Consider the following 25,588-nt stretch of genomic DNA (forward strand, 5'->3'; position numbering starts at 1 on the left):
ACTCAGAACCACCTGCGCTCCTCACCCGGGCCTTCGACGTTGGACACGCAGCGGCCGCACAGCTCCGGATGCGTCGCGTCGCTGCCGACGTCGGCGCGGTGGTGCCAGCAGCGCACGCACTTGGCCCGGGTCGTCGGCTGCGCGCTGACGAAGATGTCCTCGGTCTGCGCCGGCACCACCGTCACGTCGCCGCTGATGAACAGGAAGCGCAGCTCATCGGCCAGCGGCTGCAGGTGCGCGGCGGTGTCGGCGCCGGCGGTCAAGGTGATCTCCGCTTCCAGCGCCGCACCGATCTGGCCGCTGGCGCGCAGCGGCTCGAGCACCTTGGCGACCTGTTCGCGCAGCGCCAGCAGGCGCTCGAAGTCGGCCGCGTCCAGCTCGGCGCCTTCCGGCAGCGGTGCCAGGCCGTCGTACCAGGTCGCGAACAGGACGTTGCCCGCGCGCTCGCCGTCGCCGGTGGCCCGCGGCAGGTAGCCCCACAGCTCGTCGGCGGTGAAGCTGAGCACCGGCGCGATCCAGCGCACGAAGGCTTCGGCGATGCGGTACATCGCGCCCTGCGCGCTGCGCCGGCCGCGCGAATCCTCGCCCATCGTGTACAGGCGGTCCTTGGTCACGTCCAGGTACAGCGATCCCAGATCCACGCTGCAGAAGTTCAGCAGCGCCTGCACGATGGCGGCGAAGTCGTAGCGCTCGTAGGCGTCCTTGATCTTCTCCTGCACCTCGAAGGCGCGGTGCACGATCCAGCGGTCCAGCGCGACCATCGCGTCGAGCGGGAGCAGGTCGCGCGCCGGATCGAAACCGTCGAGGTTGGCCAGCAGGAAGCGCGCGGTGTTGCGCAGCCGCCGGTAGGCATCGGCATTGCGCTTGAGGATCTCCTGCGACAGCGACATCTCGTTGCTGTAGTCGGCCGAGGCGATCCACAGGCGCAGGATGTCCGCGCCCAGGGTCTTCATGATGTCCTGCGGCTCGATGCCGTTGCCGAGCGACTTGGACATCTTGCGGCCGTGCTCGTCCACGGTGAAGCCGTGGGTCAGGCACTGCCGGTACGGGGCGGCCCTGTCGATGGCGATGCCGGTGAGCAGCGAGGACTGGAACCAGCCGCGGTGCTGGTCGCTGCCTTCCAGGTACAGGTCGGCCGGCTTGCCCAGGCCGCGCTCCAGCAGCACGCCCTCGTGGGTCACGCCCGAGTCGAACCAGACGTCGAGGATGTCGGTGATCTTCTCGTAGTCGGCCGCCTCGGCACCGAGCAGTTCCGCCGCATCGAGGGTGTACCAGACGTCGACGCCATCCTGCTCCACCCGGTCGGCGACCTGGCGCATCAGTTCGCTGCTGCGCGGATGCGGCTCGCCGGTCTCGCGGTGCACGAACAGCGCGATCGGCACGCCCCAGGTGCGCTGGCGCGAGATCGTCCAGTCCGGGCGTCCTTCGATCATGCCGGCGATGCGCGCCTGGCCCCACTCCGGATACCACTTCACCGTCTCGATCGCGGCCAGCGCGTCGGCGCGCAGGTTGGCCTGCTCCATCGAGATGAACCACTGCGGCGTGGCCCGGAACGCGATCGGGGTCTTGTGCCGCCAGCAGTGCGGGTAGCTGTGTTCCATCTTCGTCGCCGCCAGCAGCGCACCGCTGCCGCGCAGCAGCTCGACGATGGCGTCGTTGGCCTTCCAGATGTGCTGGCCAGCCAGTTCGACGCCGTGCGCGGCGGGCGTGGACGGCAGGTACACGCCGCGCCCGTCGACCGGGTTGAGCTGGGCCGCGGTGTACCTGTCGATCAGCCCGTAGGCCTTGCCGACCACGTAGTCGTCCTGGCCGTGGCCGGGCGCGGTGTGCACCGCGCCGGTGCCGTCCTCGGCCGAAACGTGGTCGCCGAGGATCGCCGGGATGTCGCGTCCGTCGTAGAACGGATGGGCGAACAGCAGGTGTTCCAGCGCCGCGCCCTGCACACGTCCGTGCACGGTCACGCCGGCCACGCCGTAGCGCTGCAGCGCGCGTTCGGCCAGCGCGTCGGCCAGCACCAGCCAGCGGCGGCGTCCGTCGTGCGCAGGGCCTTCGACCAGCGCGTATTCCAGGTCCGGACCCAGCGACACCGCCAGCGAGGCCGGCAGCGTCCACGGTGTGGTGGTCCAGATCGGGATCGCGACCTCCACGTCCGCCGGCACGTCCACGCCGAACGCCTTGCCCACCGCCTGCGCGTCGCGCGCGGCGTAGGCCACGTCCACCGCCGGCGAGACCTTGTCCTGGTACTCGATCTCCGCCTCGGCCAGCGCCGAGCCGCAGTCGAAGCACCAGTGCACGGGCTTCACGCCACGGCTGACGTGGCCGTTGTCGTAGATCTTGGCCAGCGCGCGGATCTCGTTGGCCTCGAAATGGAAGTCCAGGGTCCGGTACGGGTTCTCCCAGTCACCGATCACGCCCAGGCGCTTGAAGTCCTTGCGCTGGATCTCGATCTGCGACTGCGCGTACTCGCGGCACTTCTGCCGGAACTCGGTCGCGTCGAGCTTGACCCCGACCTTGCCGAACTTCTTCTCGATCGCGATCTCGATCGGCAGGCCGTGGCAGTCCCAGCCCGGGATGTACGGCGCGTCGTAGCCGGCCAGGTACTTGGACTTGACGATGATGTCCTTGAGGATCTTGTTGACCGCGTGCCCCAGGTGGATCGCACCGTTGGCGTACGGCGGGCCGTCGTGCAGCACGAACAGCGGCCGTCCCTTGGCATTGGCGCGCAGCTGCGCGTACAGGTGCTCCGCCTCCCAGCGCGCCAGGGTGTCGGGCTCGCGCTTCGGCAGGTCGCCCCGCATCGGGAAATCGGTGGCGGGCAGGCGCAGGGTGGCTTTGTAGTCTCGGGTCACGGATCTACCATTGCGGTTTCTTGCGAGGGACTCGCGTTCAATATCCGACGGGCCCCGTCCGCGTCGCGATGCATCTGCGCGGTCAGTGCCGGAAGGTCTGGGAACTTCTCTTCGTCGCGCAGCCTGGCGACGAACTCGACTTCGATATGGCGCCCGTACAGGTCGCCGTCGAAGTCGAACAGGTGCGCTTCCAGCAGCGGCTCCACGCCATCGACCGTGGGCCGGGTGCCGAAGCTGGACACCGACGGCCACGGCTGCGCGCCGATGCCGTGCACGCGGGTGGCGTAGATGCCCGACAGCGCCGGTGTCTTCGGGAAGCGCAGGTTGGCGGTGGGATAGCCCAGGGTGCGGCCGAGCTGGCGCCCGCGCACCACCCGCCCGCCGATCGTGTACGGCCGCCCGAGCAGTGCCGCCGCCTGCACGAAATCGCCGGCGCGCAGCGCCTCGCGGATCCGCGTGCTCGACACCCGTTCGCCGCCCACGTGCACCGGCTCGATCTCGCCGGCGGCGAAACCCAGTTCCTCGCCCATCGCCTGCAGCAGGGCCAGGTCGCCGCCGCGGCGGTTGCCGAAGCGGAACTCCGGCCCGATCCAGACTTCGCGCGCACCCAGCCGCCCGGCCCGCACGCGGCGGGCGAAATCCCGCGCCCGCACCGCCGCCAGCGCCGCGCCGAAGCGCAGCAGGCCGAGCTGGTCCAGGCCGAGCCCGAACAGGCCTTCGATGCGGTCGCGCGGCAGGGTCAGCCGCGGCGGCGGGTTGCCGCGGGCGAAGAACTCGCGCGGCAGCGGCTCGAAGCTCAACGCCACCGCGGGCAGCCCGAGCGCCTGCGCGCGCGCCACCGCGTGGCGCACCAGCGCCCGGTGGCCCAGGTGGAGGCCGTCGAAGGCGCCGATGCAGACCACGCTGCCGCGCGGGCACAACGACCCGCCATCGACGTCACGGAACAGCCTGCTCATCTACTCGTCTGGTGCTCGCCGGAACGCCCCGCGGCGCCCCGTGGCGCCGGCCCGGGGCCGAACGCGGAAGTATAGCCGGCGCACCCGCCCGCCGGCGCCGCCTCGGCTTCACCGTCGCCGGCCGACGCTCAGTGCCGCAGGTCGCGCGGACGCAGGCCCAGCGCCAGCAGCACCAGGCCGTAGCTCGCCGCCCCCAGCGCGATCACCAGCAGCAGCCAGGCCACCCGCAGCGAAGCACCACCGATCCCGGTCCACTCGCCGATCCATCCGCGCGCGGCCAGCACCACCGCGGCCATCGCCACGCAGGCCGCCAGCAGCCGCAGTGCGAACCGGCCCCAGCCCGGCTGCGGCCGGTACAGCCCGGACCTGCGCAGCACCCGCCACAGCAGCGCGGCGTTGACCATGCCGGCCAGCGCCGTGGCCAGGGCGATGCCGGCATGGCCGCCCTCCACGTCGCCTCGCCACAGCGGGGTCACGATCGCCACGGTCAGGGCGACGTTGGCGGCCACCGTCCAGATCGCCGCGCGCATCGGCGTACGCGTGTCCTGGCGGGAGAAGAAGGCCGGTGCCAGCACCTTGCTCAGCATGAAGGCCGGCACGCCCAGGCTCATCGCCGACAGGCTCATCGCCGCCATCCGCGTGTCGAAGGCGCTGAACTGGCCGTAGTTGTAGACCGTGGCGGTGATCGGTTCGGCCAGCAGCAGCAGGCCCAGGCCCGCCGGCACGCCGGCCAGCAGGGCCATGCGCAGGCCCCAGTCCAGCGAAGCGTTGTAGCCCTCGGCATCGGCGGCCGCATGCCGGCGCGACAGGTGCGGCAGGATCACCGTGCCCAGCGCCACGCCGAACAGGCCCAGCGGGAACTCGATCAGGCGGTCCGAGTAGTACAGCCAGTCGACGCTGCCGGCCGCCAGCAGCGAGGCGAACGCGGTGCCGACGATCAGGTTGATCTGCGCCACCGAGGAGGAGAATAGGGTCGGCAGCATCAGCCGGGCGACCTTGCGCACTTCGGCGTGGTTGAAGCCCGGGCGCAGCCGCGGCCGCAGCCCCAGCCGCCCGAGCGCGCCCCACAGCAGCACCAGCTGCAGCACCCCGGCCACCAGCACGCCCCAGGCCAGGCCCTGCGGCGGCACGTCGAAGCGCGGCGCCAGCCACAGCATCGCCGCGATCATGGTCAGGTTGTGCAGCACCGGGGTGAACGCCGGCAACGCGAAGCGGCCGTGGCTGTTGAGGATCGATGCGGCCAGCGACATCATCGAAATGAACAGCAGGTACGGGAAGGTGACCCGCAGCATCTGCGCGGTCTGCGCCAGCAGCTCCGGCTCCCCTGCCCAGCCCGGCGCGAACAGGCGCGCGACCAGCGGCGCGGCGAGCATGCCGAGCGCGCAGACCACCAGCACCACCGCGCACAGCGCGCCGGCCATGTGGTCGATGAACGACTTCAACGCGGCCTTGTCGCCGCGCTCCTTGATCTCGTTGAGCACCGGCACGAAGGCCATCGCCATCGAGCCCTCGGCGAACACCCGGCGCAGGAAGTTGGGCACCCGGTAGGCGACGATGAACGCACTCATCGCCCCGCCGGTGCCGAACAGGGTGGCCTGGAGCATGTCGCGGGCGAAGCCGGCCAGGCGCGAGAGCAGGGTCATCGCGCTGAACACGGCGGTGGAACGCAGCAGCCGCGGGCCGCTCATCGGCCGGTCCCCGCCGCGTTCAGGGGGTAGTTGACCCAAGTCGTTGAATCCGCCATAATTTCGCGTTCGCTGTACCCCACCATACCGTTTCCGCACCCGTTTTCCAGGAATCCACTGCCGTGGCCAACATCAAGTCCGCCAAAAAGCGCGCCAAGCAGACCGTCGTGCGCAATGCCCGCAACGCTGCCCAGCGTTCGCAGCTCCGTACCGCCGTCAAGAAGGTCCTCAAGGCGCTGGACGCCAACGACGCCCCCGGCGCCGAGGCTGCCTTCGCCACCGCCCAGCCGATCCTGGATCGCTTCAGCGCCCGTGGCCTGATCCACAAGAACAAGGCCGCCCGCCACAAGGCCCGCCTGAACGCCCGCATCAAGGCGATCAAGGCCGCCTGATCCCGGCATCCCGGCGCGCGGCACGGCCGCCGCGCCGGCACGCTGCCAGGCACGCACAACGAAAAACCCGGCTCCGGCCGGGTTTTTTGCCGTCTGCCGCACGGGCTCAGCGCCCGGCATCGCGGGCATCTTCCGCCGCTTCGGCCTCGGCCAGGCGCTGCCGGTCGAGGAACGCCATCACCTCGAGCATGATCGGCCAGGTGCCCTCGCGGCCCAGCGCCGAGACCAGGAACCAAGGCTGCTCCCAGCCCAGTTCGGCCACCACCTGCGCGGCGCGCTCGGCGGCCTCGTCCTCGAACATCAGGTCGGCCTTGTTCAGCACCAGCCAGCGCGGCTTGGCCAGCAGCTCCGGATCGTGCTTGCCCAGCTCGTGCTCGATCGCGCGGACCTGCTCGGCGGGCGAGACGCCCTCGACGCCACCCTCCATTGGCGCCAGGTCGACCAGGTGCAGCAGCAGCCGGGTGCGCTGCAGATGGCGCAGGAACTGCGCGCCCAGGCCGGCGCCCTCGGCCGCGCCCTCGATCAGCCCCGGGATGTCGGCGATGACGAAGCTGCGGTGCGCCTCGACGCTGACCACGCCCAGGTTCGGGTAGAGCGTGGTGAACGGATAGTCGGCCACCTTCGGCGTCGCCGCGGAGACCGCGCGGATGAAGGTGCTCTTGCCGGCGTTGGGGAAGCCGAGCAGGCCGACGTCGGCCAGCAGTTTCAGCTCCAGCTTCAGCAGGCGCTGCTCACCCTGCTCGCCCGGCGTCGCCTGGCGCGGCGAGCGGTTCACCGAGCTCTTGAAGTGCATGTTGCCGAGTCCGCCCTTGCCGCCGCGGGCCACCAGCAGGCGGTCGCCATGGCGGGTCAGGTCGCCGATCACCTCGTCGGTGTCGACGTTGGTGATGACGGTGCCGACCGGCACGGTGACGACCTTGTCCTCGCCGCCCTTGCCGTACATCTGCCGGCCCATGCCGTTCTCGCCGCGCTGGGCGCGGAAGCTGCGCTCGTGGCGGAAGTCGACCAGGGTGTTGAGGTTCTCGTCGGCCAGCAGCCAGACGCTGCCGCCGTTGCCGCCATCACCGCCGTCCGGCCCGCCGAGCGGGATGAACTTCTCGCGGCGGAAACCAATACAGCCGTTGCCGCCGTTGCCGGCGGACACTTCGATTTCAGCTTCGTCTACGAGCTTCATGGGATCGGGGTTGGAACGGGAAATTGGAACCGGGGAAGCGTAACCGCATTCCGTCGTTCCCGCCTTCGCGGGAACGATGATCGGCGGAAACGACGACCCGGAGAAACGGAAAGCCCCGCCGAAGCGGGGCTTTCGCGGCGACATCGCGGAGCCTGGGCGTGCCGCGCACAAGGCGCGGCGCGCGGGATCAGGCTTCGCTGACGACGCTGACGGTGCGGCGCTTGGCCGCGCCCTTGGTGCCGAACTGGACCTTGCCGTCGACCAGCGCGAACAGGGTGTGGTCGCGGCCCAGGCCGACGCCGGCGCCCGGGTGGAACTGGGTGCCACGCTGGCGGACGATGATGTTGCCGGCTTCGACGGCCTGGCCGCCGAACAGCTTCACGCCCAGGTACTTCGGGTTGGAGTCGCGGCCATTACGGGTCGAACCACCAGCCTTTTTATGTGCCATGACTGCTTCTCCTTACTTGTTGCCACCGGCAATGCCGGTGATCTCGATTTCGGTGTAGTACTGGCGGTGGCCCTGCCGCTTCATGTGGTGCTTGCGGCGGCGGAACTTGATGATGCGGACCTTGTCGGCGCGGCCATGGGCCACGACCTTGGCGGTCACGCTGGCGCCCTGGAGCGCGTCACCGACCTTGATCCCGTCGCTGTCACCCAGCAGCAGGACGTTGTCGAACTTGATCTCGCTGCCGGCATCGGCCTCGAGCTTCTCGACGCGGAGCGTTTCGCCCTGCGCCACGCGGTATTGCTTACCGCCGGTTACCAGTACTGCGTACATGTCTAGCCTCTTGGTTCTGTAGTTATTCTTGGTATCTGCCGCCGTCGAGGGCGGACAGAAGCGGGATTATAGAGAATTCAGTCGGTTACGCGCAACCGCCGCCCACTCCGCCCGCCGGGCCGTTCAGCCACTGCCCCCCTGGGGCCTCGCGGGGGGTGCGGCGGCGGCCTTCAGGCCCGGCTACCCGCGGAAACGGCCGCCCGCCGCCGCCGCAGTGCCCGCCCGGGGCGAGTGCCCCGGGCGCCCGCCGGGAGGCCACCTGACCGGCGGCCAACGGCGGGCGCGGCGCGGCCCGCCGCCGCTGGCAATACGGCGCATTGCCCCCAAATCGGGAGGCCGGTAGGCTGATCGATTGGTCGTCCCCGGCCTCCCCCACAGCCCACCAACGGACCCCCTGCCCGATGGCGATGGACACGATCCGCATCCGCGGCGCCCGTACCCACAACCTCAAGAACATCGATCTCGACCTGCCGCGCGACAAGCTGATCGTGATCACCGGCCTGTCCGGCTCCGGCAAGTCCTCGCTGGCCTTCGACACGATCTACGCCGAGGGCCAGCGCCGCTACGTCGAGTCGCTGTCGGCCTACGCCCGGCAGTTCCTCAGCGTGATGGAGAAGCCCGACGTCGACCATATCGAGGGCCTGTCGCCGGCGATCTCGATCGAGCAGAAGTCGACCTCGCACAACCCGCGCTCGACCGTCGGCACGATCACCGAGATCTACGACTACCTGCGCCTGCTCTACGCGCGCGTGGGCACCCCGCGCTGCCCGGACCACGGCTACCCGCTGGAAGCGCAGACCGTCGGCCAGATGGTCGACCAGGTGCTGGCGCTGGACCCCGAGCAGCGCTGGATGCTGCTGGCGCCGGTGGTGCGCGACCGCAAGGGCGAGCATGCGCAGGTGTTCGAGCAGCTGCGCGCGCAGGGCTACGTGCGGGTGCGGGTGAACGGCGAGCTGCACGAGATCGATGCGGTGCCGGCGCTGGCGCTGCGCCAGAAGCACACCATCGAGGCGGTGATCGACCGCTTCCGCCCGCGCGAGGACATCAAGCAGCGCCTGGCCGAGTCGTTCGAGACCGCGCTCAAGCTCGGCGACGGCATGGCCATGGTCATGTCGCTGGACAATGCCGACGCGCCGCCGCAGCTGTTTTCCTCGAAGTACTCCTGCCCGGTCTGCGACTACTCGCTGCCCGGGCTCGAGCCACGGCTGTTCTCGTTCAACGCGCCGATGGGCGCCTGCCCGGAATGCGACGGCCTGGGCATCGCCGAGTTCTTCGACCCGGCGCGCGTGGTCGCGCACCCGGAACTGTCGCTGGCCGCCGGCGCGGTGCGCGGCTGGGACCGGCGCAACGCCTACTATTTCCAGCTGGTCAACTCGCTGGCCCGGCATTACCGCTTCGACGTCGACACGCCCTGGCAGCAGCTGCCCGAAGAAGCGCGGCAGGCGGTGCTGTACGGCAGCGGCGAGGAGGCGATCGCCTTCACCTACCTCACCGAGAGCGGCGGGCGCAGCCAGCGCAAGCACCGCTTCGAGGGCATCATCAACAACCTGCAGCGCCGCTACAGCGAGACCGAATCGGCGGCGGTGCAGGAGGAACTGGGCAAGTACATCAGCGAGCGCGCCTGCCCGGAGTGCGGCGGCGCGCGCCTGAACCGCTCCGCGCGCAACGTATTCGTCGCCGACAAGCCGCTGCCGTCGCTGGTGGTGTTGCCGATCGACGAGGCACTGACCTTCTTCCGCTCGCTCAACCTCAGCGGCTGGCGCGGCGAGATCGCGGCCAAGATCGTCAAGGAGATCAACGAGCGGCTGGGCTTCCTGGTCGACGTGGGCCTGGACTACCTCACCCTGGAGCGCAAAGCCGACACCCTGTCCGGCGGCGAGGCCCAGCGCATCCGCCTGGCCAGCCAGATCGGCGCCGGCCTGGTCGGCGTCATGTACGTGCTCGACGAGCCGTCGATCGGCCTGCACCAGCGCGACAACGAGCGCCTGCTCGGCACCCTCACCCGCCTGCGCGACCTGGGCAACACCGTGATCGTGGTCGAGCACGACGAGGACGCGATCCGCGCCGCCGACCACATCCTCGACATCGGCCCGGGCGCGGGCGTGCATGGCGGCGAGATCGTCGGCGAAGGCTCGCTGCAGGACATCCTCCGGTCGCCGCGCTCGATCACCGGCCAGTACCTGTCCGGCAAGCGCGAGATCGAGGTGCCCAGCAAGCGGCACAAGCCGAACCCGAAGATGACCCTGCACCTGCGCGGCGCCTCGGGCAACAACCTCAAGGACGTGGACCTGGAGATCGCCGCGGGATTGATGACCTGCATCACCGGCGTCTCCGGTTCGGGCAAGTCGACCCTGGTCAACGACACCCTGTACGCGCTGGCCGCCAACGAGATCAACGGCGCCTCGCACGCGCCGGCGCCGTACCGCGAGATCGACGGCCTGGACCTGTTCGACAAGGTCGTGGACATCGACCAGTCGCCGATCGGGCGCACGCCGCGCTCCAACCCGGCCACCTACACCGGCCTGTTCACCCCGTTGCGCGAGCTGTACGCGCAGGTGCCGGAAGCGCGCGCGCGCGGCTACTCGCCGGGCCGCTTCAGCTTCAACGTCCGCGGCGGCCGCTGCGAGGCCTGCCAGGGCGACGGCCTGATCAAGGTCGAGATGCACTTCCTGCCCGACGTGTACGTGCCCTGCGACGTCTGCCACGGCAAGCGCTACAACCGCGAGACCCTGGACATCCTGTACAAGGGCCACAGCATCCACGACGTGCTGGAGATGACCGTCGAGGACGCGTTGACGCTGTTCGAGCCGGTGCCGGCGATCGCGCGCAAGCTCGAGACCCTGGTCGACGTGGGCCTGAGCTACGTCAAGCTCGGCCAGAGCGCGACCACGCTGTCCGGCGGCGAGGCGCAGCGGGTCAAGCTGTCCAAGGAACTGTCGCGGCGCGACACCGGACGCACGCTGTACATCCTCGACGAGCCGACCACCGGCCTGCACTTCCACGACATCGAGCACCTGCTCGGCGTGCTGCACCGGCTGCGCGACGAGGGCAACACGGTGGTGGTGATCGAGCACAACCTGGACGTGATCAAGACCGCCGACCGGGTCGTCGACCTGGGCCCGGAGGGCGGCCACCGCGGTGGCCAGATCATCGCCACCGGCACGCCGGAAGAGATCGCGGCCAATCCCGCCTCGCACACCGGCCGCTTCCTGTCCAAGCTGCTGCCATCCGCGAAGGCGGCCAGGGGCAGCAAGCCGGCGGCGGTCGCAAGGCCCGACGTGCTGCCACCACGCAAGTCCGCGACGAAGAAGAAGGCGACACGATGAGCGACACCCCCGCGCAGGCCTCGCCGAAGCAGCTGGCCCGGATCCCGATGAGCGTGCGCTGGCGCGACATGGACGCGATGGGCCACGTCAACAACGCCAAGTACGTCTCCTACCTTGAGGAGGCGCGCGTGCGCTGGATGCTGGGCGTGCCCGGCGCGACGATGACCGGCCGCATCGCCCCGGTCGTCGCCGCGACCAACGTCAACTACCGCGCGCCGATCGTGTGGCCGAACGACATCGTGGTGGAACTGTTCGTCGAGCGGCTGGGCAACAGCAGCGTGACCATCGGCCACCGCATCGTCGACCAGAAGGACGAGAGCGTGCTGTATTCGGACGGGAACGTGGTCGTGGTCTGGATGGATACGCAGACCGGCCGGAGTGCGCCACTGCCCGAGGCGATCCGCGCCGCGTCAAGCTGAGCGCACCCGCGGATCCGGCACCACCAGCGTGTCCACCGGCGACTCCTCGAGCACCCTCCGGGCGACGCTGCCGAGCATCACCCCGGACAACGCGCTGCGGCCATGCGTGCCGACCACCGCCAGGTCGACCGGGAACTGCCCGGCATAGAGCCGCAGCAGCGTCGCCGGATCGCTCCGCTCCACCACCAGGCTGACGCTGCCCGCACCGCTCGCCGGACGGCAGCGTTCGACGAAGGCACGACCCTCGGCCATGGCCTCGTCGCGCACGCGGGCGATGGTCTCGTCGCGCGCGGTGTCGAGCAGGCCCACCATCGGCACCTCGAAGCCATGCAGCACGCTGGTCGCCGCATCCGGGAACAGCGACGTCGCCGCCTGGAACGCGCGTTCGGCCGATGCGGACCAGTCGCTGGCCACCACCATGCGCCGGTACGGCGCATGCGCGCGGTTGCGCACGACCAGCACCGGCACCGGCGATCGCCGCGCCAACCGGTCCACCGTCGAGCCCAGCACCATCCGGCCCAGCGCCTCGTGGCGCGCCACGCCGGTGACGACCAGGCCACAGCCCTCCTCGGCCGCCACCTGCAGCAGGCACTCGGCGGGCTGGCCACGCTCGACCCGCAGCGATACCTGCACGCCCCGCGCGGAAACATCCTCGAGCAATCGCCGCTCGGCCGCATGCGCCGGGTCCTCGGCGCGGTACCAGCCGGGCGGATCGCGCAACAGCATCGCGCGCTCCTCCTCGGCCGTATGTTCGACCACCGTGGCCACCACCAGCCGCGCATCCCAGTCGCGCGCCAGGCGGATCGCCCGGTCCAGCGCGCGGTCGCTGCGCGGACCCAGGTCGCTGGCCAGCAGGATGGCGCGCGGTTTGCCGCCCGTGTCCTCGTTCGTGTTCATTCCCGCCTCCTCCCGTCCAAGCCGCCCCCCAGTTCCTCGAACCAGCGCAGCCGGCGCAACAGCGCCTTCTCCGTCTCCAGCACCAGCATAAGCGCCACCCCGACCAGGATCGCCAGCAGCCCGTCCTGCCAGGCCACCGGCCGCGTGTCGAACAGGCGCTGCATGAACGGCGCATAGGTGAAGGCCAGCTGCGCCAGCACCACCGCGCCGACCGCCCACAGTACCGCCGGCGTGCCGCGCGCGCCGCGCCAGGTGAAGGAGGTCATGTGCAGGTAGCGCACGCTGAACAGGTAGAAGATCTCCATCACGCAGATGGTGTTCACCACCAGGGTGCGCGCGGTGGCCACGTCCTGGCCGCGATGCATGGCCCAGGCGAAGACGCCCAGCGCGCCCGCGGTGAACAGCACCGACACCAGCAGGATGCGCCAGAGCATGAATGGCGATACCAGGGTCGCATCCACGCGCCGCGGTGCACGCCGCATCACCCCCGGCTCGGGCGGCTCGAACGCCAGCACCAGGCCCAGGGTGATGGTCAGGACCATGTTGATCCAGAGGATCTGCACCGGCGTCATCGGCAGGGTCAGGCCGAGGAACAGCGCGACCACGATCGCCAGGACCTCGCCGCCATTGGTCGGCAACGTCCACGCCACCACCTTGCGGATGTTGTCGTAGACCGTACGCCCTTCGTTCACCGCGGCCACGATCGAGGCGAAGTTGTCGTCGGACAGCACGATTTCCGCGGCCTCCTTGGCCGCCTCGGTGCCCTTGCGTCCCATCGCGATGCCGACGTTTGCCTGCTTCAGCGAGGGCGCGTCGTTGACCCCGTCGCCGGTCATCGCCACTACCGCGCCGCGCGACTGCAGCGCGCGCACCACCCGCAGCTTGTGCTCGGGGCTGGCGCGTGCAAAAACGTCGGCCTGCAGTGCCAGGGTCGGCAACTCGGCGTCGTCGACCGCATCCAGGGCGCGGCCCTCCACCACCATCGGCGCATCGGCAAGCCCCAGCTGGCGCGCGATCGCCGCGGCGGTGGCGGCGTGGTCGCCGGTGATCATCTTCACCGCGATGCCCGCGTCGCGGCAATCGGCCACCGCGGCCATCGCCTCGTCGCGCGGCGGATCGATGAAGCCGATGACGCCGAGGAACAGCAGCCCGGACACGTCGGCCTGGCGCAACGGCGCCGGCGCCTGCGCGAAATGGCGCATGGCGAAGCCGAGCACGCGCTCGCCGCGCGAGGCGGCCGCGGCGATGGCCGCTTCCCAGAACGCCGGGTCCAGCGGCTCGGCCACGCCGGACGCGCCGAGTTGCCGCGACGACAGCGCCAGCAACTGCTCGGGCGCGCCCTTGACGTACAGCTCGATGGCCTCGCCCGCGCCCCGGTGCAGGGTGGCCATGTAGCGGTAGCTGGCGTCGAACGGGATCGCGTCCAGGCGCGGGCGGTCGGACGCGGCAACCGCCGTCTCGAAGCCCGCCTTCGCCGCCAGCGCCAGCAGCGCGCCTTCCATCGGATCGCCATCCACGCGCCAGTGGCCGCCGCTCTGGCGCAGCTCGGCGTCGTTGCAGAGCAGCCCGCACAGCAGCAGCCGGCGCATGCCGGCGTCGGGCTCGGTGCCCTGCTGCATGCCCAGCTCGCCCGTGGGGTCGTAGCCGCCGCCGCTGGCGGTCGCCGCGGCGGTGGCGGTGACGACATGGCGCGCGGTCATCTCGTTGCGGGTCAGGGTGCCGGTCTTGTCCGAACAGATCACCGAGGTGGCGCCCAGCGTCTCCACCGCCGGCAGCCGGCGCACGATGGCGTGGCGCGCGGCCATGCGCCGCACGCCGATCGCCAGGGTGATGGTGATCACCGCCGGCAGGCCTTCCGGGACCACGCCCACCGCCAGGGCGACCACCACCATCAGCGCGTCCAGCCAGGCGAAACCGCGCGCCAGCACCGCAAACACGAACAGTGCCGCGGCGGCGGCGATGGCCAGTGCGGTGAAGCGGCGGCCGAAGCGGTCGATCTGGCGCAGCAGCGGCGTGGCCAGCGCATCGACCGAGCCGATCAGTGTGTTGATCCGGCCGATCTCGGTGCCCGTGCCTGTAGCCACCACCAGTCCCAGGGCCTGGCCCGCGGCGACCAGGGTGCCCGAATAGGCCATGCCGGTGCGGTCGCCGAGCGGCGCATCGGCGGCCACGGCGGCGACGCCCTTCTCCGCCGCGACCGATTCGCCGGTCAACGCGGCCTCGTCGAGCAGCAGGCCGCGCGCCCGCAGCAGGCGCAGGTCGGCCGGCACGCGGTCGCCGGCCTCGAGCAGGACGATGTCGCCGGGCACCAGTCGGGCCACGTCGACCACCCGCCGGGCGTTCCCGCGCAGCACGCGCGCGGTCGGCGCGAGCATCGCCTGCAGCGCCGCCAGCGCCTGCTCGGCCTTGCCTTCCTGGACGAAGCCGACCACTGCGTTGACCAGCACCACGGCGGCGATCACCGCCGCGTCGATGCGATGGCCCAGCAGCGCGGCCACAACGGCGGCGGAGAGCAGGAACAGGATCAGCGCGTTGTTGAACTGCCCGAGGAAGCGCCGCAGCGGCGAACGCACCGGCGGCGGCGGCAACGCATTGGGGCCGAAGACGGCGAGGCGGTTGCCGGCATCGGCATCGGACAACCCTTCCGGCGTGGACTGCAGCCGGTCCAGGGCCGAGTCGGCCGGGAGCGCATGCCAGGCGGTCGCCGCGTCGACCGGCGACGGTGGGGGCGCGACGGACATGGGGCGGGCAACTCCTCGCGGCGTCGTTGCCCGGCAACCATACCGTCAAAGGGCGGCGGCTGGCTTGCGCTGGATCAAGAGGCTCGAGCTGCGCGCCATTGCGTGGCAGGGGGAGCAAGCCCGGCTCGATGTTGCGTTGGGGACCCTTGCGTGGGCAGCCGGGCAAGCCCGGCTCTACGTAAAGCGGGGGCTTGCCCCGCTGCGCCTCCGTTACTCGCCGCCGGTCCGCTGCGGAGCCTGCCCGGCGACCACCAGGATGGCATCGACCTCGTGTCCACCCTCCAGCACCAGCACCAGTGGCACGCGTTCGCCATTGGCGAGCGCGGCATCGGGCTGCATCAGCATCAGGTGCAGGCCGCCGGGCTGCAGCAGTGCCTCGCCCGCGGGCGCGACCACCAGCCGCTCCAGTTCGCGCATGCGGCTGACGCCGTCGACCACACGCGTCTCGTGCAGCGACACCTCGCCGAAGCGCGCGCTGCGCGCCGCCACCACCACCTGGACTTCGCTGCAGCGGTTGGCGATGCGACCGAAGCCGGCGAGCATGGGACGCGGCGCCGGCGGCAGGCGGATCCAGCCATCCTCGACGGACAGGCAGGCCGCGGCTTTCGCGGCAGGCGGCGCCACCGGGCCGGCGGCGGTCGCGCGCGGCGCCGGCAGGAGCACGGCGGCCAGCAGCACGGAAACGGAGAAGATCGGAAGCGTGCGCATGCGCCTATGATACCGGCACGCCCGATCGCCCGGATGGACCGTCCATGACCAGCCACGTGCAGACCTTCGACCACGGCCGCATCCGCGAACTGCGGCTGGCGCGGCCGCCGGTCAACGCACTGGATCCTGCGCTGTGCCGCGCGCTGATCGCCGCGCTGGACGCGGCCGTGGCCGGCGATGCCGATGCGGTGGTGCTGTCGGGCTCGCCGGGGATCTTTTCCGCCGGCCTGGACGTGCCGCACCTGATGTCGCTGGGCGAGGACCGGCACGCGCTACGCGCGGCGTGGGGCACGTTCTTCGGCGCGGCGCGCGCGCTGGCCGGGCTGCGCATCCCGGTGGTGGCCGCTATCACCGGCCACGCCCCGGCCGGCGGCTGCGTGCTGTCGCTGTGCTGCGACTACCGGGTGATGGCGCGCTCGCAGGATCCGCAGAAGCCCTATGCGATCGGCATGAACGAGACCCAGGTCGGCCTGGCCGTGCCGGACGGCGCGCAGCAGCTGATGCGGCGCGTGGTCGGCCGCCACCGCGCCGAGCGGCTGCTGGTCGCCGGCAGCATGGTCCCGGCCGAGGAGGCGCTGCGGATCGGCCTGGTCGACGAACTGGCCGAAATCGAGCACGTGCTGCCGCGCGCGATCGCCTGGCTGGAAAGCCTGCTGCGGCTGCCGCGCTCGCCGATGCTGCAGACCCGCGCGCTGGCCCGCGCCGACCTGGTCCAGGCGCTGGACCCGGAGCACCTGCACCTGGACCGCTTCGCCGACGACTGGTACGACCCGGACACGCAGGCCGGCCTGCGCGCGCTGCTGGCCAGGCTGGGCAAGTAGAGCGGGGCTTGCCCCGCTCTACGGAAGCGGCGGCGTCGGGTGGGGCGTTATGTCCGCAGGGATTATGCGGCGCCGGTGGCCACCGGCCGCGACGGATCCGAGATCCAGCCGCTCCAGGAGCCGGCATACACCTTCGCGCCGGGCAGGCCGGCGTGTTCCATCGCCAGCAGCAGGTGGCAGGCGGTGACGCCCGAGCCGCACATCAGCACCGTGTCCTGTGGCACGCGGCCATGCAGCAGCGGCTGCAGTTCGCCGCGCAGTTCCTCCGCCGGGCGGAAGCGGCCCTCGCGCAGGTTCAGCGCGAACGGACGGTTGAGCGCACCGGGCACGTGTCCCGCGACCGGATCGATCGGCTCCACTTCGCCGCGGTAGCGTTCGGCTCCGCGCGCGTCGAGCAGCCAGCCTGGCGCTTGGCCGAGACGCGCGGCGACGTCGGCCGCATCGGCGATCCGCGAACGGTCGAAGCCCGAGGACGGCCAGGCCGGCAGCGGCACGGGCGACGCGGCCTCCGCCGTTTCCGGCAGGCCTGCCGTGCGCCACGCGGCGAGCCCACCATCGAGCACCGCGACGCGCTGGTGACCGAGCAGCTTCAACAGCCACCATGCGCGCGCGGCGGCCATGCTGCCGTCGCCGGCGTCGTACACCACCACCTGGTGCGCCGGGCCGATGCCCCACTCGCCGACGCGATGGGCGAACGCCGCGGCATCGGGCAGCGGATGCCGGCCCTGGCCCCGGGCCGCGTGGTCGGACAGGTCACGGTCCAGGTCGGCGTGCACCGCGCCGGGCAGGTGCGAGGCCGCATGCGCGGCGCGGCCGGCGGACGGGTCGCCGAGCACGGCGCGTGCGTCGAGCAGGCGCAGGGCCGGCTCGCCCAGCGCCGCGGCCAGGTCTTCCACGGAAACCAGGGGGGTCCAGCTGCCGATGCTCATGCGCCCTCCTCGAGCCTGCGCCGAAGGTTGTACAGGATCGCCGCGGTCGCGCCCCAGATGCGCTGCCCCGGCCAGTCGTATTCGAGCACGCTGCGCGGGCGGCCGCGGAATTCCATCTCGACCTTGCGCAGGTGTGCGGCCGACATCAGGTACTCGAACGGTACTTCGAAGACCTCGGCCACCTCGCCCGGATGCGGCTGCGGCACGTAGTCCGGATCGATCGCCGCCACCACTGGGGTGACGCGGAAGCCACTGACGGTGAGGAACGGATCGAGGTAACCCAGCGGCGCCACCTGGCGTTCGCCCAGCGCGATCTCCTCGTGGCTCTCGCGCAACGCGGCGCCGAGCACGCCGGCGTCGTCGGCCTCCACCCGGCCGCCGGGGAAGCTGACCTGCCCGCCATGGTGGCGCAGCGCGTCGGTGCGGCGGGTCAGCAGCACCTGGGTGCCGGTGCCAGCGCGCGGCACCAGCCCGACCAGCACCGCGGCCTCGGCCAGGCGTGCGGTCGCCGGCAGCAGGTCGTCCAGTTCGGAACGGTTCCAGCCTTCGCCGGCCGGTGGTTGGCGCAACGGATAGAGCACGCCGCGCAGGCGCTCGCGCTCGCCCAGCCGTTCGAGGAAGGCGAAGCGCTCGCGCCCGCGTTTGGCCAGCACGCCCTCCATCATCTGCCTGCGCCCGTCTTCGCCCAGCCCCGCCCAGCCGGCGATCTCCGCGCGCGTGCGCAGGCAGCCCGTGCACAGGCCATCTCCGGGCTCGATCCGGCACACGCGGATGCACGGGCTCGACGCGGCGCCGGTGGCAGCATCGATGGCGGCATAAGCGGACGGGAAGCGGAGCGGCAGCACGATGGTTCAGGCATGGGATGGAGCGTAGCGCGATGTGCGCGCCGCAGAAACGCCTGCGCCGGCACGAGGCCGGCGCAGCAGCGGAAAACTGGCGGGGACGGTTACTTGACCGAGGCCAGCTTGATCTCGAACCCCACCGCCACGTTCGGCGGGAAACCGGTGCGCGGGTCGGCGCCGTAGGCCTTCTCCGACGGCAGCGCCACTTCCCACTTCGAGCCGGCCGGCATCTGCAGCAGCACTTCGCGCATGGCGGCCATCTCGACTTCGCTGAGCTTGATCGAGGGGATCTGCTGGGCCGGGCGCGCCTGCTCCGGACGCTGGCCGAACGGGAACGGGCCGGCGACTTCCAGCGCGACGGTGCTGGCCTGGGTCGGCTTGGCGCCCTTGCCGGCCTCGATCACGCGGTACTGCACGCCGCTGGGCAGGGTCTGCACGCCGGCCTTGGCCTTGTTCTGCGCCAGGAACTGGTCGGACTTGGCCTTGTTCTCGGCGGCGACCTTGTCGAACTGGGCCTTGGCCTGCTGGGCACGGGCCTGCTCGCGCTTCTGGAAGGCTTCCAGCGCCGGCTTCAGCTGCTCGGCGGTGAGCGCCGGCTGCTTCTTGGCCATCGCGTCCTGCAGGCCCTTGACGACGGAGTTGACGTCGACCTGTTCGCCACGCTCGGCCAGCTCGGCCAGGTTGTTGCCGTAGTCATAGCCGAAGTAGTAGCTCAGCTTGCCCTTCTCGGACGTGACGTCCTGGGCGAAAGCGTTGCCGGCCAGTGCCAGGGCGGCGACGGCGACGGCGATCGGGCGAAACTTCATCTGGGTCGTTCTCCGGGAAGGTGGTGGCGCCGGGCGGGAGTTCCGGCCGTAGCGGACGCGCTAGGATAGCCGCCGCACCGGCGGCCCGCCAGCGCGGATCGGGGGCTCTGACTGGCCTTCAGGGCCGGAAGTTCCCGCCGCCGCCTTCACATTCCCGACCAGGAGCCCGACATGACGGCCAGCCCCGTCCTCAGCCGCGATGCCGATGGCGTCCGCACCCTCACCGTCGACCGGCCCGACAAGCTGAACGCGCTGGACCGCAACACCCTGCAGGCCCTGGACCAGGCCTTCGCGGCGGCCGCGGCCGACCCGGCCGTGCGCGTGGTGGTGCTCACCGGCAGCGGCGCCAAGGCCTTCGTCGCCGGCGCCGACATCGCCGAGATGAACACGCTGACGGCGATCGAGGCGCGTGAGTTCTCCCTGCTCGGCCAGGGCCTGATGCGCCGGATCGAGCGCATGCCCAAGCCCGTGATCGCCATGGTGAACGGCTACGCACTGGGCGGCGGCCTGGAACTGGCGATGGCCTGCCACCTGCGCATCGCCGCCGACAGCGCCCGGCTCGGCCAACCGGAGGTGAACCTGGGCCTGGTCCCGGGCTTCGGCGGCACCCAGCGCCTGCTGCGCCTGGCCGGCCGTGCCGCGGCGCTGGAACTGTGCCTGGGCGGGGCGCCGGTGGACGCTGCCCGCGCGCTGCAACTGGGACTGGTGAACCGCGTGGTGCCGGTGGCGGAGCTGGAGGCGGAAACGATGAAGCTGGCCGCGCAGCTGGCCAACGCGGCGCCGCTGGCGCTGCGCGGCGTACTCGACGCGGTGGTGCTGGGCGGCGAATGCGGGATGGAGGAAGGCCTGCAGTTCGAGACCGCGCAGTTCGCCCTGCTGTTCGCGAGCGAGGACATGCGCGAGGGCACCGCCGCCTTCCTCGGCAAGCGCAAGCCGCAGTTCCGCAACCGCTGACCTGCCCTTGCATCCGCCGGTAGCGACGATGACGCGCACGCCCGACTCCAGCGCCGCCGATGCCGGCCTGCAGGCACGGCTGCTGGCGCTGCTGGGCGATGGCGACGTCGATGCCGCTCTGCAGGCGGGGCTGATGGAGTACCCGGTTTCGGCGGCGGCGGCTGACGCGCCGATCCGCGCCGCGCAGGAGCGCCTGCGCACCGCCTGGGACGCGCGCGCGCGCCATCGCGCACGCGACGCGCGGTTGGCGCGGCAGGCGGCGGAACTCAAAGAGCGCCGGGCCGCGCCCCTGGCTTCCGCCGCTGACGTGCCGGCCGCGTCCGCGACGCCTGCGACCGCGCCGGCATCCGGCGCTGATGCACCTGCATCGTCTGTGTCGCCTGCATCGTCCATGTCGCCCATGTCGCCTGCGACTCCGGCACGAGCACCGGCGCTGCCAGCCGCCGCCGCGGCCGCCCTCGCCCGCGCGCGCGCCAGGGCCGCGGGGAAGCCACGGGAATGAGTCCTCCACGCCCGTCGAAAGTGGCGAAGAAAGCCGCAGCGGCAAAGCCGGTCGCGAAGAAACGCGCGCCGCAATCCAACAAGGCCGCAGCCCCGCCCCCGCCTTCGCCGGTCCTGCGCCAGGGCCGGCCAATGCCCCGCGCCGACGTGCAGGAAATGTTCACCCGCCTGCGCGAGCTCGATCCACATCCGACCACCGAACTCGAGTACTCGAGCCCGTTCGAGCTGCTGGTCGCGGTGATCCTCTCGGCGCAGGCCACCGATGTCGGCGTGAACAAGGCCACCCGGCGGCTGTACCCGCTCGCCAACACCGCGCAGGCGATCCTCGACCTGGGCGAGGAAGGGCTGAAGAAACACATCTCCACCATCGGCCTGTTCAACGCCAAGGCGAAGAACGTGATCGCCACCTGCCGGATCCTGGTCGAACAGCATGCCGGCGAGGTCCCGCGCGAACGCGCCGCACTGGAAGCGCTGCCGGGCGTCGGCCGCAAGACCGCCAACGTGGTCCTCAACACCGCCTTCGGCGAGCCGACCATGGCGGTGGACACCCACATCTTCCGCGTCGCCAACCGCACCGGGCTGGCACCGGGCAAGGACGTGCGCGCGGTCGAGGAAGGCCTGCTGCGACGCGTGCCGGCGGAGTTCCTGCACGACGCCCACCACTGGCTGATCCTGCACGGCCGCTACGTCTGCAAGGCGCGCCGGCCCGATTGCCCGCAATGCGTTATCCGCGACCTGTGCCGCTACCCGGCCAAGACGCCGCCACAGTAGCGCCGGGCTCGCCGGCTGCCCCACCCTCGCCGGGCCGGCACCCGGCACCGGAAAAGACGACGCCCCGCGGTGTGGGGCGTCGGTTCGGTTGCTGCAGGCGGCTTACCAGGAGAACTGCGTACGCAGCGCGTACTGGCCGGTCTCGTCGCCGTTGACCTCGTTCTCGCCCTGCGTGTAGTTGAACATGAAGCGCAGGTTCGGGTTGACGTAGTAGTTCACGCCCAGGATCACGCTGGTCGCCTCGCGGTTGGCGATGTCCTTGTTCTCGATGGTGTCGTAGCGGGCAGTCAGCTCCCACAGGCCCTTGCCCGCGACCTTCGGCGCGGCGAACACGCCGGTGCCCGACTTGTACGCCTTGTGCCCGCCGTTGAGCAGCCAGCTGCCCTGCAGGTACCAGGTGGTCACGTCCTGGTCGCTGCCCAGCGGCTGGCCGAAGGTCGCGTTGACGTACTCGCCCTGGAAGAACAGCGGGCCGAACGAGCCGGCAGCTTCCAGTCCGTACGAGGTGACCTGGTTGCGACTGGCGCCGGTGGTGGTGGCGATGGCCTGCGCCGGGCCGCGGCGGCCGGCGTAGGTGGCGGTGGCGGTCAGGTCGGACGAACCCTGGTTGGCGTTCTCCTGGCTGGCCCAGCCGCCGAAATGCAGGGTGTTGTTGTCGTTGTTGATGGGCGCGTACGTCACGCGGCCGGCCGCGCCCATGCCCTCGTTGCGGCTGCCCGAGGCGCCGCGCAGGTTGAACACGGTGAAGCCGGCGGTGTAGTTGGCACCGGCGCGCTGGTAGCCCACGCCCTGCTGGAACTGGCGGCCGCTGAACAGGCCGGTGGCCGAGGCGAACGGACGCTCCATCATCAGGATCTCGTTGGAGCTGGTCAGCTCCTCCATCGAGCGGTACGGCTTGAAGTGGCCGATGGTGGCCTTGCCGCCCCACAGCGCGTGGGCGATGTAGGCGTCACGCAGGCCGTCCAGGTTGGTGCCGGCGGCGAAGTCCTGCTCGAGCTTGTAGTCCCAGCCCAGCGCCTTGCCGGCCAGGGTCAGGCGCGCGCGGCGGAACTCGCTGGTGCCGGTGGTGGCGGCGATATCGCGGTCGAAGGCATAGGCGTCGAAGTGGATGCGGCCACCAAGCGAGGCCTCGAACTTCTTGTCCGGCGAGGTGACCTTGATCCCGCCCTTGGTCTCGACCTTGGGCGTGGTCGCGGCGATGTTCTCGATGCTCTGCTGGGTGCCGACGTTGATGTCCGACTGCGCGTCGGTGCGCGTCTCCAGCTCGGTCACCTTGGCCTGCAGCGCGGCCAGCTGCGCCTTCAGCTCGGCCAGTTCGGCGCTGTTGTCGGCGGCGGCGGCGTCGAAGGTCGCGGTGCCAAGGGCCGCGGCCAGCGCGACGGCGAGGAGGGAATAACGCATGGAGGACTCCGTTGAGTGGTTGGTAGCCAGGTGGCGGATGCGCCTCCCGATGTGGAAGGTGAAGCACCCGTTAAACGCCGCGCAGCTTGCTACCCCGGTCTGACAGAAGCGCGACCGCCACATGACAGGACGATGAAGGAGGTCCGCCGCGCCCCGTCATGCCCCTGTCACATGCGCTACGCGCTGTTGTCATCGACCCGTTATGGAATGGCGGCCGATGGAAGCGGGTGCTGCCCGCGTCCCGCCACCACCCTTCCACCGCTTAACGGAGCCTTTCCCGTGAACTCCAGGTTCAAGTTCCGCCTTGCCGCCGCGCTGATCGCGGTGTCCTCCTCGATTTCCCTCGCCCACGCCAACGACGTGACCGGCGCCGGCGCCTCCTTCATCTATCCGGTGATGTCCAAGTGGTCGGCCGACTACAAGGGCGCGACCGGCAAGCAGGTCAACTACCAGTCGATCGGTTCCGGCGGCGGCATCGCCCAGATCAAGGCGGCCACGGTGGACTTCGGTTCCTCCGACGCCCCGCTCAAGCCGGAAGAGCTTGCCAAGTACGGCCTGGCGCAGTTCCCCTCGGTGATCGGCGGCGTGGTGCCGATCGTCAACGTCGCCGGCATCGCCCCCGGCGCGCTCAAGCTCGACGGCCCGACCCTGGCCAACATCTTCCTGGGCAAGATCAGCAAGTGGAACGACCCGGCGATCGCCGCGCTGAACCCGGGCCTGGCGCTGCCGGACCAGAAGATCACCGTCGTGCACCGCTCCGACGGCTCGGGCACCACCTTCAACTTCGTCAACTACCTGTCCAAGGTCAGCCCGGAGTGGAAGCAGAAGGTCGGCGAAGGCACCTCGGTGCAGTGGCCGGCCGGCATCGGCGGCAAGGGCAACGAGGGCGTGACCGCCTACGTCAAGCAGATCAAGGGCGGCATCGGCTACGTCGAGCTTTCCTACGCCCTGCAGAACAAACTGTCCCACGCCGCGCTGAAGAACGCCGCCGGCAAGTTCGTGCAGCCCAGCGAGGAATCCTTCGCCGCTGCCGCCGCCAGCGCCGACTGGGCCAAGTCCAAGGACTTCTTCCTGGTGATGACCAATGCGCCGGGCGAGGCCTCCTGGCCGATCACCGCGACCAACTTCATCCTGATGTACAAGCAGCCGAAGAACGTGGCCGGCGCGAAGAACGCCCGCGACTACTTCAAGTGGGTCTACGCCAACGGCGACGCCCAGGCCCGCCAGCTGGACTACGTGCCGCTGCCGGACGCCCTGGTCAAGCAGATCGAGGCCTACTGGGCGCAGAACCTGAAGTTCTGAGCGACGGGACTCTCTCCCCCCGTCTGTTCAGTGGAGCGCGGACCCCTGGTCCGCGCTCCATTTTCTGTTTCCGGAGCGCACCCGGCGCGGCAATCCAGCGGGGCCGGCGTCATACGCCTGTCACAAAAACATCATTTCATGTAGCGACCCGCCGGCACCCCCGGCCCGACGCAGCTGAGAGCCATGAACCCCTCCCCGGTCCGCCTCCTCGCCCTGTCCCTCGCCGCCACCGTGGTCCTCGCGGCCTGCAAGCCTGCCGGCGACGCCAACACCAGCGCCACCCCCACGACTGCCCAGGGCGAAGCCGCCCCCGCCACCGGCGAGCAGGTCGCCGCGCAGATCTCCGGCGCCGGCGCCTCCTTCATCTTCCCGCTGGTGTCGAAGTGGTCGGCCGACTACAACGCCGCCACCGGCAACAAGGTCAACTACCAGTCGATCGGTTCGGGCGGCGGCATCGCCCAGATCAAGGCCGGCACGGTCGATTTCGGCTCTACCGACAAGCCGCTGCCCAGCGACGAGCTGGCCGCCGCAGGCCTGGGCCAGTTCCCGTCCGCGATCGGCGGCGTGGTGCCGGTGTTCAACCTTGATGGCGTGGAGCCGGGCGCGCTGCGCCTGACCGGCCCGCTGCTGGCCGACATCTTCCTCGGCAAGGTCGGCAAGTGGAACGATCCGGCGATCGCCGCGGCCAACCCGGGCGTAACGCTGCCGGACGAGAAGATCACCATCGTCCACCGCTCCGACGGCTCGGGCACCACCTTCAACTTCAGCAACTACCTGTCCAAGGTCAGCCCGGAGTGGAAGGACAAGGTCGGCGAAGGCACCTCGCTGCAGTGGCCGTCCGGCGTGGGCGGCAAGGGCAACGAGGGCGTGGCCGCCTACGTCAAGCAGATCAAGGGCGGCATCGGCTACGTGGAGCTGGCCTACGCGCTGCAGAACGCGATGCCCTATGCCTCGATGCGCAACGCTGCCGGGCAGTGGGTGAAGCCGGACGCGGCCAGCTTCGCCGCCGCCGCGGCCAGCGCCGACTGGGCCAATGCCAGCGACTTCAACCTGGTGATCACCGACGCGCCCGGCGCGCAGGCCTGGCCGATCACCGCGACCAACTTCATGCTGATGCACAAGCATCCGCAGGACCCGGCGCGCAGCCAGGCCGCGCTGGAGTTCTTCAAGTGGGCCTTCGAGCAGGGCCAGCCGCAGGCCGAGGAGCTGCACTACGTGCCGCTGCCGCCGGAGCTGGTGCAGCAGATCGAGGCGTACTGGGCGGCCGAGTTCAAGTGATGCAGCGGTGCGGGCGCCACGCGCCCGCATTTGCCGCTGCGCCATCCCCCACTGGATT

General features: G+C 70.8%; 22 protein-coding genes. 9 read left to right on the top strand and 13 right to left on the bottom strand.

Annotated features, from left to right (window positions below):
* Window positions 1–2: 2 nt before the first annotated feature.
* The 3 genes from ileS to murJ form a co-directional block, all read right to left on the bottom strand.
* Window positions 3–2,849 (bottom strand): isoleucine--tRNA ligase, encoded by a 2,847-nt coding sequence (ileS, locus tag CSC64_RS02195; protein ID WP_162433699.1) that lies wholly within the window; start codon window positions 2,847–2,849, stop codon window positions 3–5.
* Complete coding sequence (locus tag CSC64_RS02200) at window positions 2,846–3,805, bottom strand: bifunctional riboflavin kinase/FAD synthetase (protein ID WP_162433700.1); 960 nt, start codon at window positions 3,803–3,805, stop codon at window positions 2,846–2,848. The genes ileS and CSC64_RS02200 overlap by 4 nt, the downstream gene beginning before the upstream one ends.
* A gap of 128 nt (window positions 3,806–3,933) precedes the next feature.
* Window positions 3,934–5,478, bottom strand: a complete 1,545-nt coding sequence (murJ, locus tag CSC64_RS02205) for a murein biosynthesis integral membrane protein MurJ (RefSeq protein WP_425501653.1) — start codon at window positions 5,476–5,478, stop codon at window positions 3,934–3,936.
* Between the two features lie 134 nt (window positions 5,479–5,612).
* Here murJ and rpsT point away from each other — a divergent pair, with 134 nt between their 5' ends.
* On the top strand, window positions 5,613–5,882 hold the full coding sequence (rpsT, locus tag CSC64_RS02210; RefSeq protein ID WP_162433702.1) for a 30S ribosomal protein S20: 270 nt from the start codon (window positions 5,613–5,615) through the stop codon (window positions 5,880–5,882).
* A 106-nt stretch (window positions 5,883–5,988) separates the two neighbouring features.
* Here rpsT and obgE read toward each other — a convergent pair whose 3' ends face one another.
* The 3 genes from obgE to rplU form a co-directional block, all read right to left on the bottom strand.
* Window positions 5,989–7,056 carry a GTPase ObgE gene (gene obgE / locus CSC64_RS02215; RefSeq protein ID WP_162433703.1) on the bottom strand — a complete coding sequence of 356 codons (1,068 nt, stop codon included), beginning with the start codon at window positions 7,054–7,056 and terminating at the stop codon, window positions 5,989–5,991.
* A 187-nt stretch (window positions 7,057–7,243) separates the two neighbouring features.
* Complete coding sequence (gene rpmA, locus CSC64_RS02220; RefSeq protein ID WP_162433704.1) at window positions 7,244–7,504, bottom strand: 50S ribosomal protein L27; 261 nt, start codon at window positions 7,502–7,504, stop codon at window positions 7,244–7,246.
* A 12-nt stretch (window positions 7,505–7,516) separates the two neighbouring features.
* On the bottom strand, window positions 7,517–7,834 hold the full coding sequence (gene rplU, locus CSC64_RS02225) for a 50S ribosomal protein L21 (protein ID WP_162433705.1): 318 nt from the start codon (window positions 7,832–7,834) through the stop codon (window positions 7,517–7,519).
* Window positions 7,835–8,235: 401 nt separating this feature from the next.
* Here rplU and uvrA point away from each other — a divergent pair, with 401 nt between their 5' ends.
* Together uvrA and CSC64_RS02235 are read left to right on the top strand one after the other, a co-directional pair.
* Complete coding sequence (gene uvrA, locus CSC64_RS02230) at window positions 8,236–11,160, top strand: excinuclease ABC subunit UvrA (protein ID WP_162433706.1); 2,925 nt, start codon at window positions 8,236–8,238, stop codon at window positions 11,158–11,160.
* Window positions 11,157–11,579 (top strand): acyl-CoA thioesterase, encoded by a 423-nt coding sequence (locus CSC64_RS02235; protein ID WP_162433707.1) that lies wholly within the window; start codon window positions 11,157–11,159, stop codon window positions 11,577–11,579. The genes uvrA and CSC64_RS02235 overlap by 4 nt, the downstream gene beginning before the upstream one ends.
* Here the strand turns inward: CSC64_RS02235 and CSC64_RS02240 are convergent.
* From CSC64_RS02240 to CSC64_RS02250, 3 genes are all read right to left on the bottom strand, one after another.
* Window positions 11,571–12,476: a universal stress protein gene (locus CSC64_RS02240; RefSeq protein ID WP_162433708.1), complete on the bottom strand. Its 906-nt coding sequence runs from the start codon at window positions 12,474–12,476 to the stop codon at window positions 11,571–11,573. The genes CSC64_RS02235 and CSC64_RS02240 overlap by 9 nt on opposite strands.
* Window positions 12,473–15,217 carry an HAD-IC family P-type ATPase gene (locus tag CSC64_RS02245; RefSeq protein WP_162433709.1) on the bottom strand — a complete coding sequence of 915 codons (2,745 nt, stop codon included), beginning with the start codon at window positions 15,215–15,217 and terminating at the stop codon, window positions 12,473–12,475. Before CSC64_RS02245 ends, CSC64_RS02240 begins: the two co-directional genes overlap by 4 nt.
* Window positions 15,218–15,427: 210 nt before the next feature.
* Window positions 15,428–15,925, bottom strand: coding sequence for a copper chaperone PCu(A)C (locus CSC64_RS02250; RefSeq protein ID WP_162433710.1), 498 nt, complete (start codon window positions 15,923–15,925; stop codon window positions 15,428–15,430).
* A 44-nt stretch (window positions 15,926–15,969) separates the two neighbouring features.
* On the opposite strand from CSC64_RS02250, the gene CSC64_RS02255 reads away from it, so the two are divergent.
* Entirely contained in the window at window positions 15,970–16,746 is a 777-nt protein-coding gene (locus CSC64_RS02255) for an enoyl-CoA hydratase/isomerase family protein (protein WP_162433711.1), read from the top strand.
* A 62-nt stretch (window positions 16,747–16,808) separates the two neighbouring features.
* Here the strand turns inward: CSC64_RS02255 and CSC64_RS02260 are convergent, their stop codons facing one another.
* From CSC64_RS02260 to CSC64_RS02270, 3 genes are all read right to left on the bottom strand, one after another.
* Window positions 16,809–17,675: a sulfurtransferase gene (locus CSC64_RS02260; protein ID WP_162433712.1), complete on the bottom strand. Its 867-nt coding sequence runs from the start codon at window positions 17,673–17,675 to the stop codon at window positions 16,809–16,811.
* Complete coding sequence (locus CSC64_RS02265; RefSeq protein ID WP_162433766.1) at window positions 17,672–18,484, bottom strand: NUDIX hydrolase; 813 nt, start codon at window positions 18,482–18,484, stop codon at window positions 17,672–17,674. Before CSC64_RS02265 ends, CSC64_RS02260 begins: the two co-directional genes overlap by 4 nt.
* A 137-nt stretch (window positions 18,485–18,621) precedes the next feature.
* Window positions 18,622–19,323, bottom strand: coding sequence for an FKBP-type peptidyl-prolyl cis-trans isomerase N-terminal domain-containing protein (locus CSC64_RS02270; RefSeq protein ID WP_162433713.1), 702 nt, complete (start codon window positions 19,321–19,323; stop codon window positions 18,622–18,624).
* 171 nt (window positions 19,324–19,494) lie between these two features.
* Here CSC64_RS02270 and CSC64_RS02275 point away from each other — a divergent pair, with 171 nt between their 5' ends.
* The 3 genes from CSC64_RS02275 to nth all read left to right on the top strand — a co-directional run bounded on the left by CSC64_RS02275 (window position 19,495) and on the right by nth (window position 21,549).
* On the top strand, window positions 19,495–20,277 hold the full coding sequence (locus CSC64_RS02275) for an enoyl-CoA hydratase/isomerase family protein (protein ID WP_162433714.1): 783 nt from the start codon (window positions 19,495–19,497) through the stop codon (window positions 20,275–20,277).
* A gap of 28 nt (window positions 20,278–20,305) precedes the next feature.
* Entirely contained in the window at window positions 20,306–20,779 is a 474-nt protein-coding gene (locus tag CSC64_RS02280) for a hypothetical protein (RefSeq protein ID WP_162433715.1), read from the top strand.
* 131 nt (window positions 20,780–20,910) lie between these two features.
* Window positions 20,911–21,549 carry an endonuclease III gene (nth, locus tag CSC64_RS02285; RefSeq protein ID WP_162433716.1) on the top strand — a complete coding sequence of 213 codons (639 nt, stop codon included), beginning with the start codon at window positions 20,911–20,913 and terminating at the stop codon, window positions 21,547–21,549.
* A gap of 102 nt (window positions 21,550–21,651) precedes the next feature.
* Here the strand turns inward: nth and CSC64_RS02290 are convergent, their stop codons facing one another.
* Window positions 21,652–22,950, bottom strand: coding sequence for an OprO/OprP family phosphate-selective porin (locus tag CSC64_RS02290; protein ID WP_162433717.1), 1,299 nt, complete (start codon window positions 22,948–22,950; stop codon window positions 21,652–21,654).
* A 279-nt stretch (window positions 22,951–23,229) separates the two neighbouring features.
* Here CSC64_RS02290 and pstS (CSC64_RS02295) point away from each other — a divergent pair, with 279 nt between their 5' ends.
* Both pstS (CSC64_RS02295) and pstS (CSC64_RS02300) read left to right on the top strand, forming a co-directional pair.
* Window positions 23,230–24,252: a phosphate ABC transporter substrate-binding protein PstS gene (gene pstS, locus CSC64_RS02295; RefSeq protein WP_162433718.1), complete on the top strand. Its 1,023-nt coding sequence runs from the start codon at window positions 23,230–23,232 to the stop codon at window positions 24,250–24,252.
* Window positions 24,253–24,435: 183 nt separating this feature from the next.
* Window positions 24,436–25,530 (top strand): phosphate ABC transporter substrate-binding protein PstS, encoded by a 1,095-nt coding sequence (gene pstS / locus CSC64_RS02300; RefSeq protein ID WP_162433719.1) that lies wholly within the window; start codon window positions 24,436–24,438, stop codon window positions 25,528–25,530.
* Window positions 25,531–25,588 lie beyond the last annotated feature (58 nt).

The sequence above is a fragment of the Pseudoxanthomonas koreensis genome, from assembly GCF_010093225.1.
Taxonomy (GTDB): Bacteria; Pseudomonadota; Gammaproteobacteria; order Xanthomonadales; family Xanthomonadaceae; genus Pseudoxanthomonas; species Pseudoxanthomonas koreensis.

Bases quoted from the DNA above. Each gene is read 5' to 3' on its own strand.
- CSC64_RS02200 (WP_162433700.1), bottom strand. From the start codon at position 3,805: ATGAGCAGGCTGTTCCGTGACGTCGATGGCGGGTCGTTGTGCCCGCGC.
- obgE (WP_162433703.1), bottom strand. From the start codon at position 7,056: ATGAAGCTCGTAGACGAAGCTGAAATCGAAGTGTCCGCCGGCAACGGC.
- rpmA (WP_162433704.1), bottom strand. From the start codon at position 7,504: ATGGCACATAAAAAGGCTGGTGGTTCGACCCGTAATGGCCGCGACTCC.
- rplU (WP_162433705.1), bottom strand. From the start codon at position 7,834: ATGTACGCAGTACTGGTAACCGGCGGTAAGCAATACCGCGTGGCGCAG.
- uvrA (WP_162433706.1), top strand. From the start codon at position 8,236: ATGGCGATGGACACGATCCGCATCCGCGGCGCCCGTACCCACAACCTC.
- CSC64_RS02235 (WP_162433707.1), top strand. From the start codon at position 11,157: ATGAGCGACACCCCCGCGCAGGCCTCGCCGAAGCAGCTGGCCCGGATC.
- CSC64_RS02240 (WP_162433708.1), bottom strand. From the start codon at position 12,476: ATGAACACGAACGAGGACACGGGCGGCAAACCGCGCGCCATCCTGCTG.
- CSC64_RS02245 (WP_162433709.1), bottom strand. From the start codon at position 15,217: ATGTCCGTCGCGCCCCCACCGTCGCCGGTCGACGCGGCGACCGCCTGG.
- CSC64_RS02250 (WP_162433710.1), bottom strand. From the start codon at position 15,925: ATGCGCACGCTTCCGATCTTCTCCGTTTCCGTGCTGCTGGCCGCCGTG.
- CSC64_RS02255 (WP_162433711.1), top strand. From the start codon at position 15,970: ATGACCAGCCACGTGCAGACCTTCGACCACGGCCGCATCCGCGAACTG.
- CSC64_RS02260 (WP_162433712.1), bottom strand. From the start codon at position 17,675: ATGAGCATCGGCAGCTGGACCCCCCTGGTTTCCGTGGAAGACCTGGCC.
- CSC64_RS02270 (WP_162433713.1), bottom strand. From the start codon at position 19,323: ATGAAGTTTCGCCCGATCGCCGTCGCCGTCGCCGCCCTGGCACTGGCC.
- CSC64_RS02275 (WP_162433714.1), top strand. From the start codon at position 19,495: ATGACGGCCAGCCCCGTCCTCAGCCGCGATGCCGATGGCGTCCGCACC.
- CSC64_RS02280 (WP_162433715.1), top strand. From the start codon at position 20,306: ATGACGCGCACGCCCGACTCCAGCGCCGCCGATGCCGGCCTGCAGGCA.
- nth (WP_162433716.1), top strand. From the start codon at position 20,911: ATGCCCCGCGCCGACGTGCAGGAAATGTTCACCCGCCTGCGCGAGCTC.
- CSC64_RS02290 (WP_162433717.1), bottom strand. From the start codon at position 22,950: ATGCGTTATTCCCTCCTCGCCGTCGCGCTGGCCGCGGCCCTTGGCACC.
- pstS (WP_162433719.1), top strand. From the start codon at position 24,436: ATGAACCCCTCCCCGGTCCGCCTCCTCGCCCTGTCCCTCGCCGCCACC.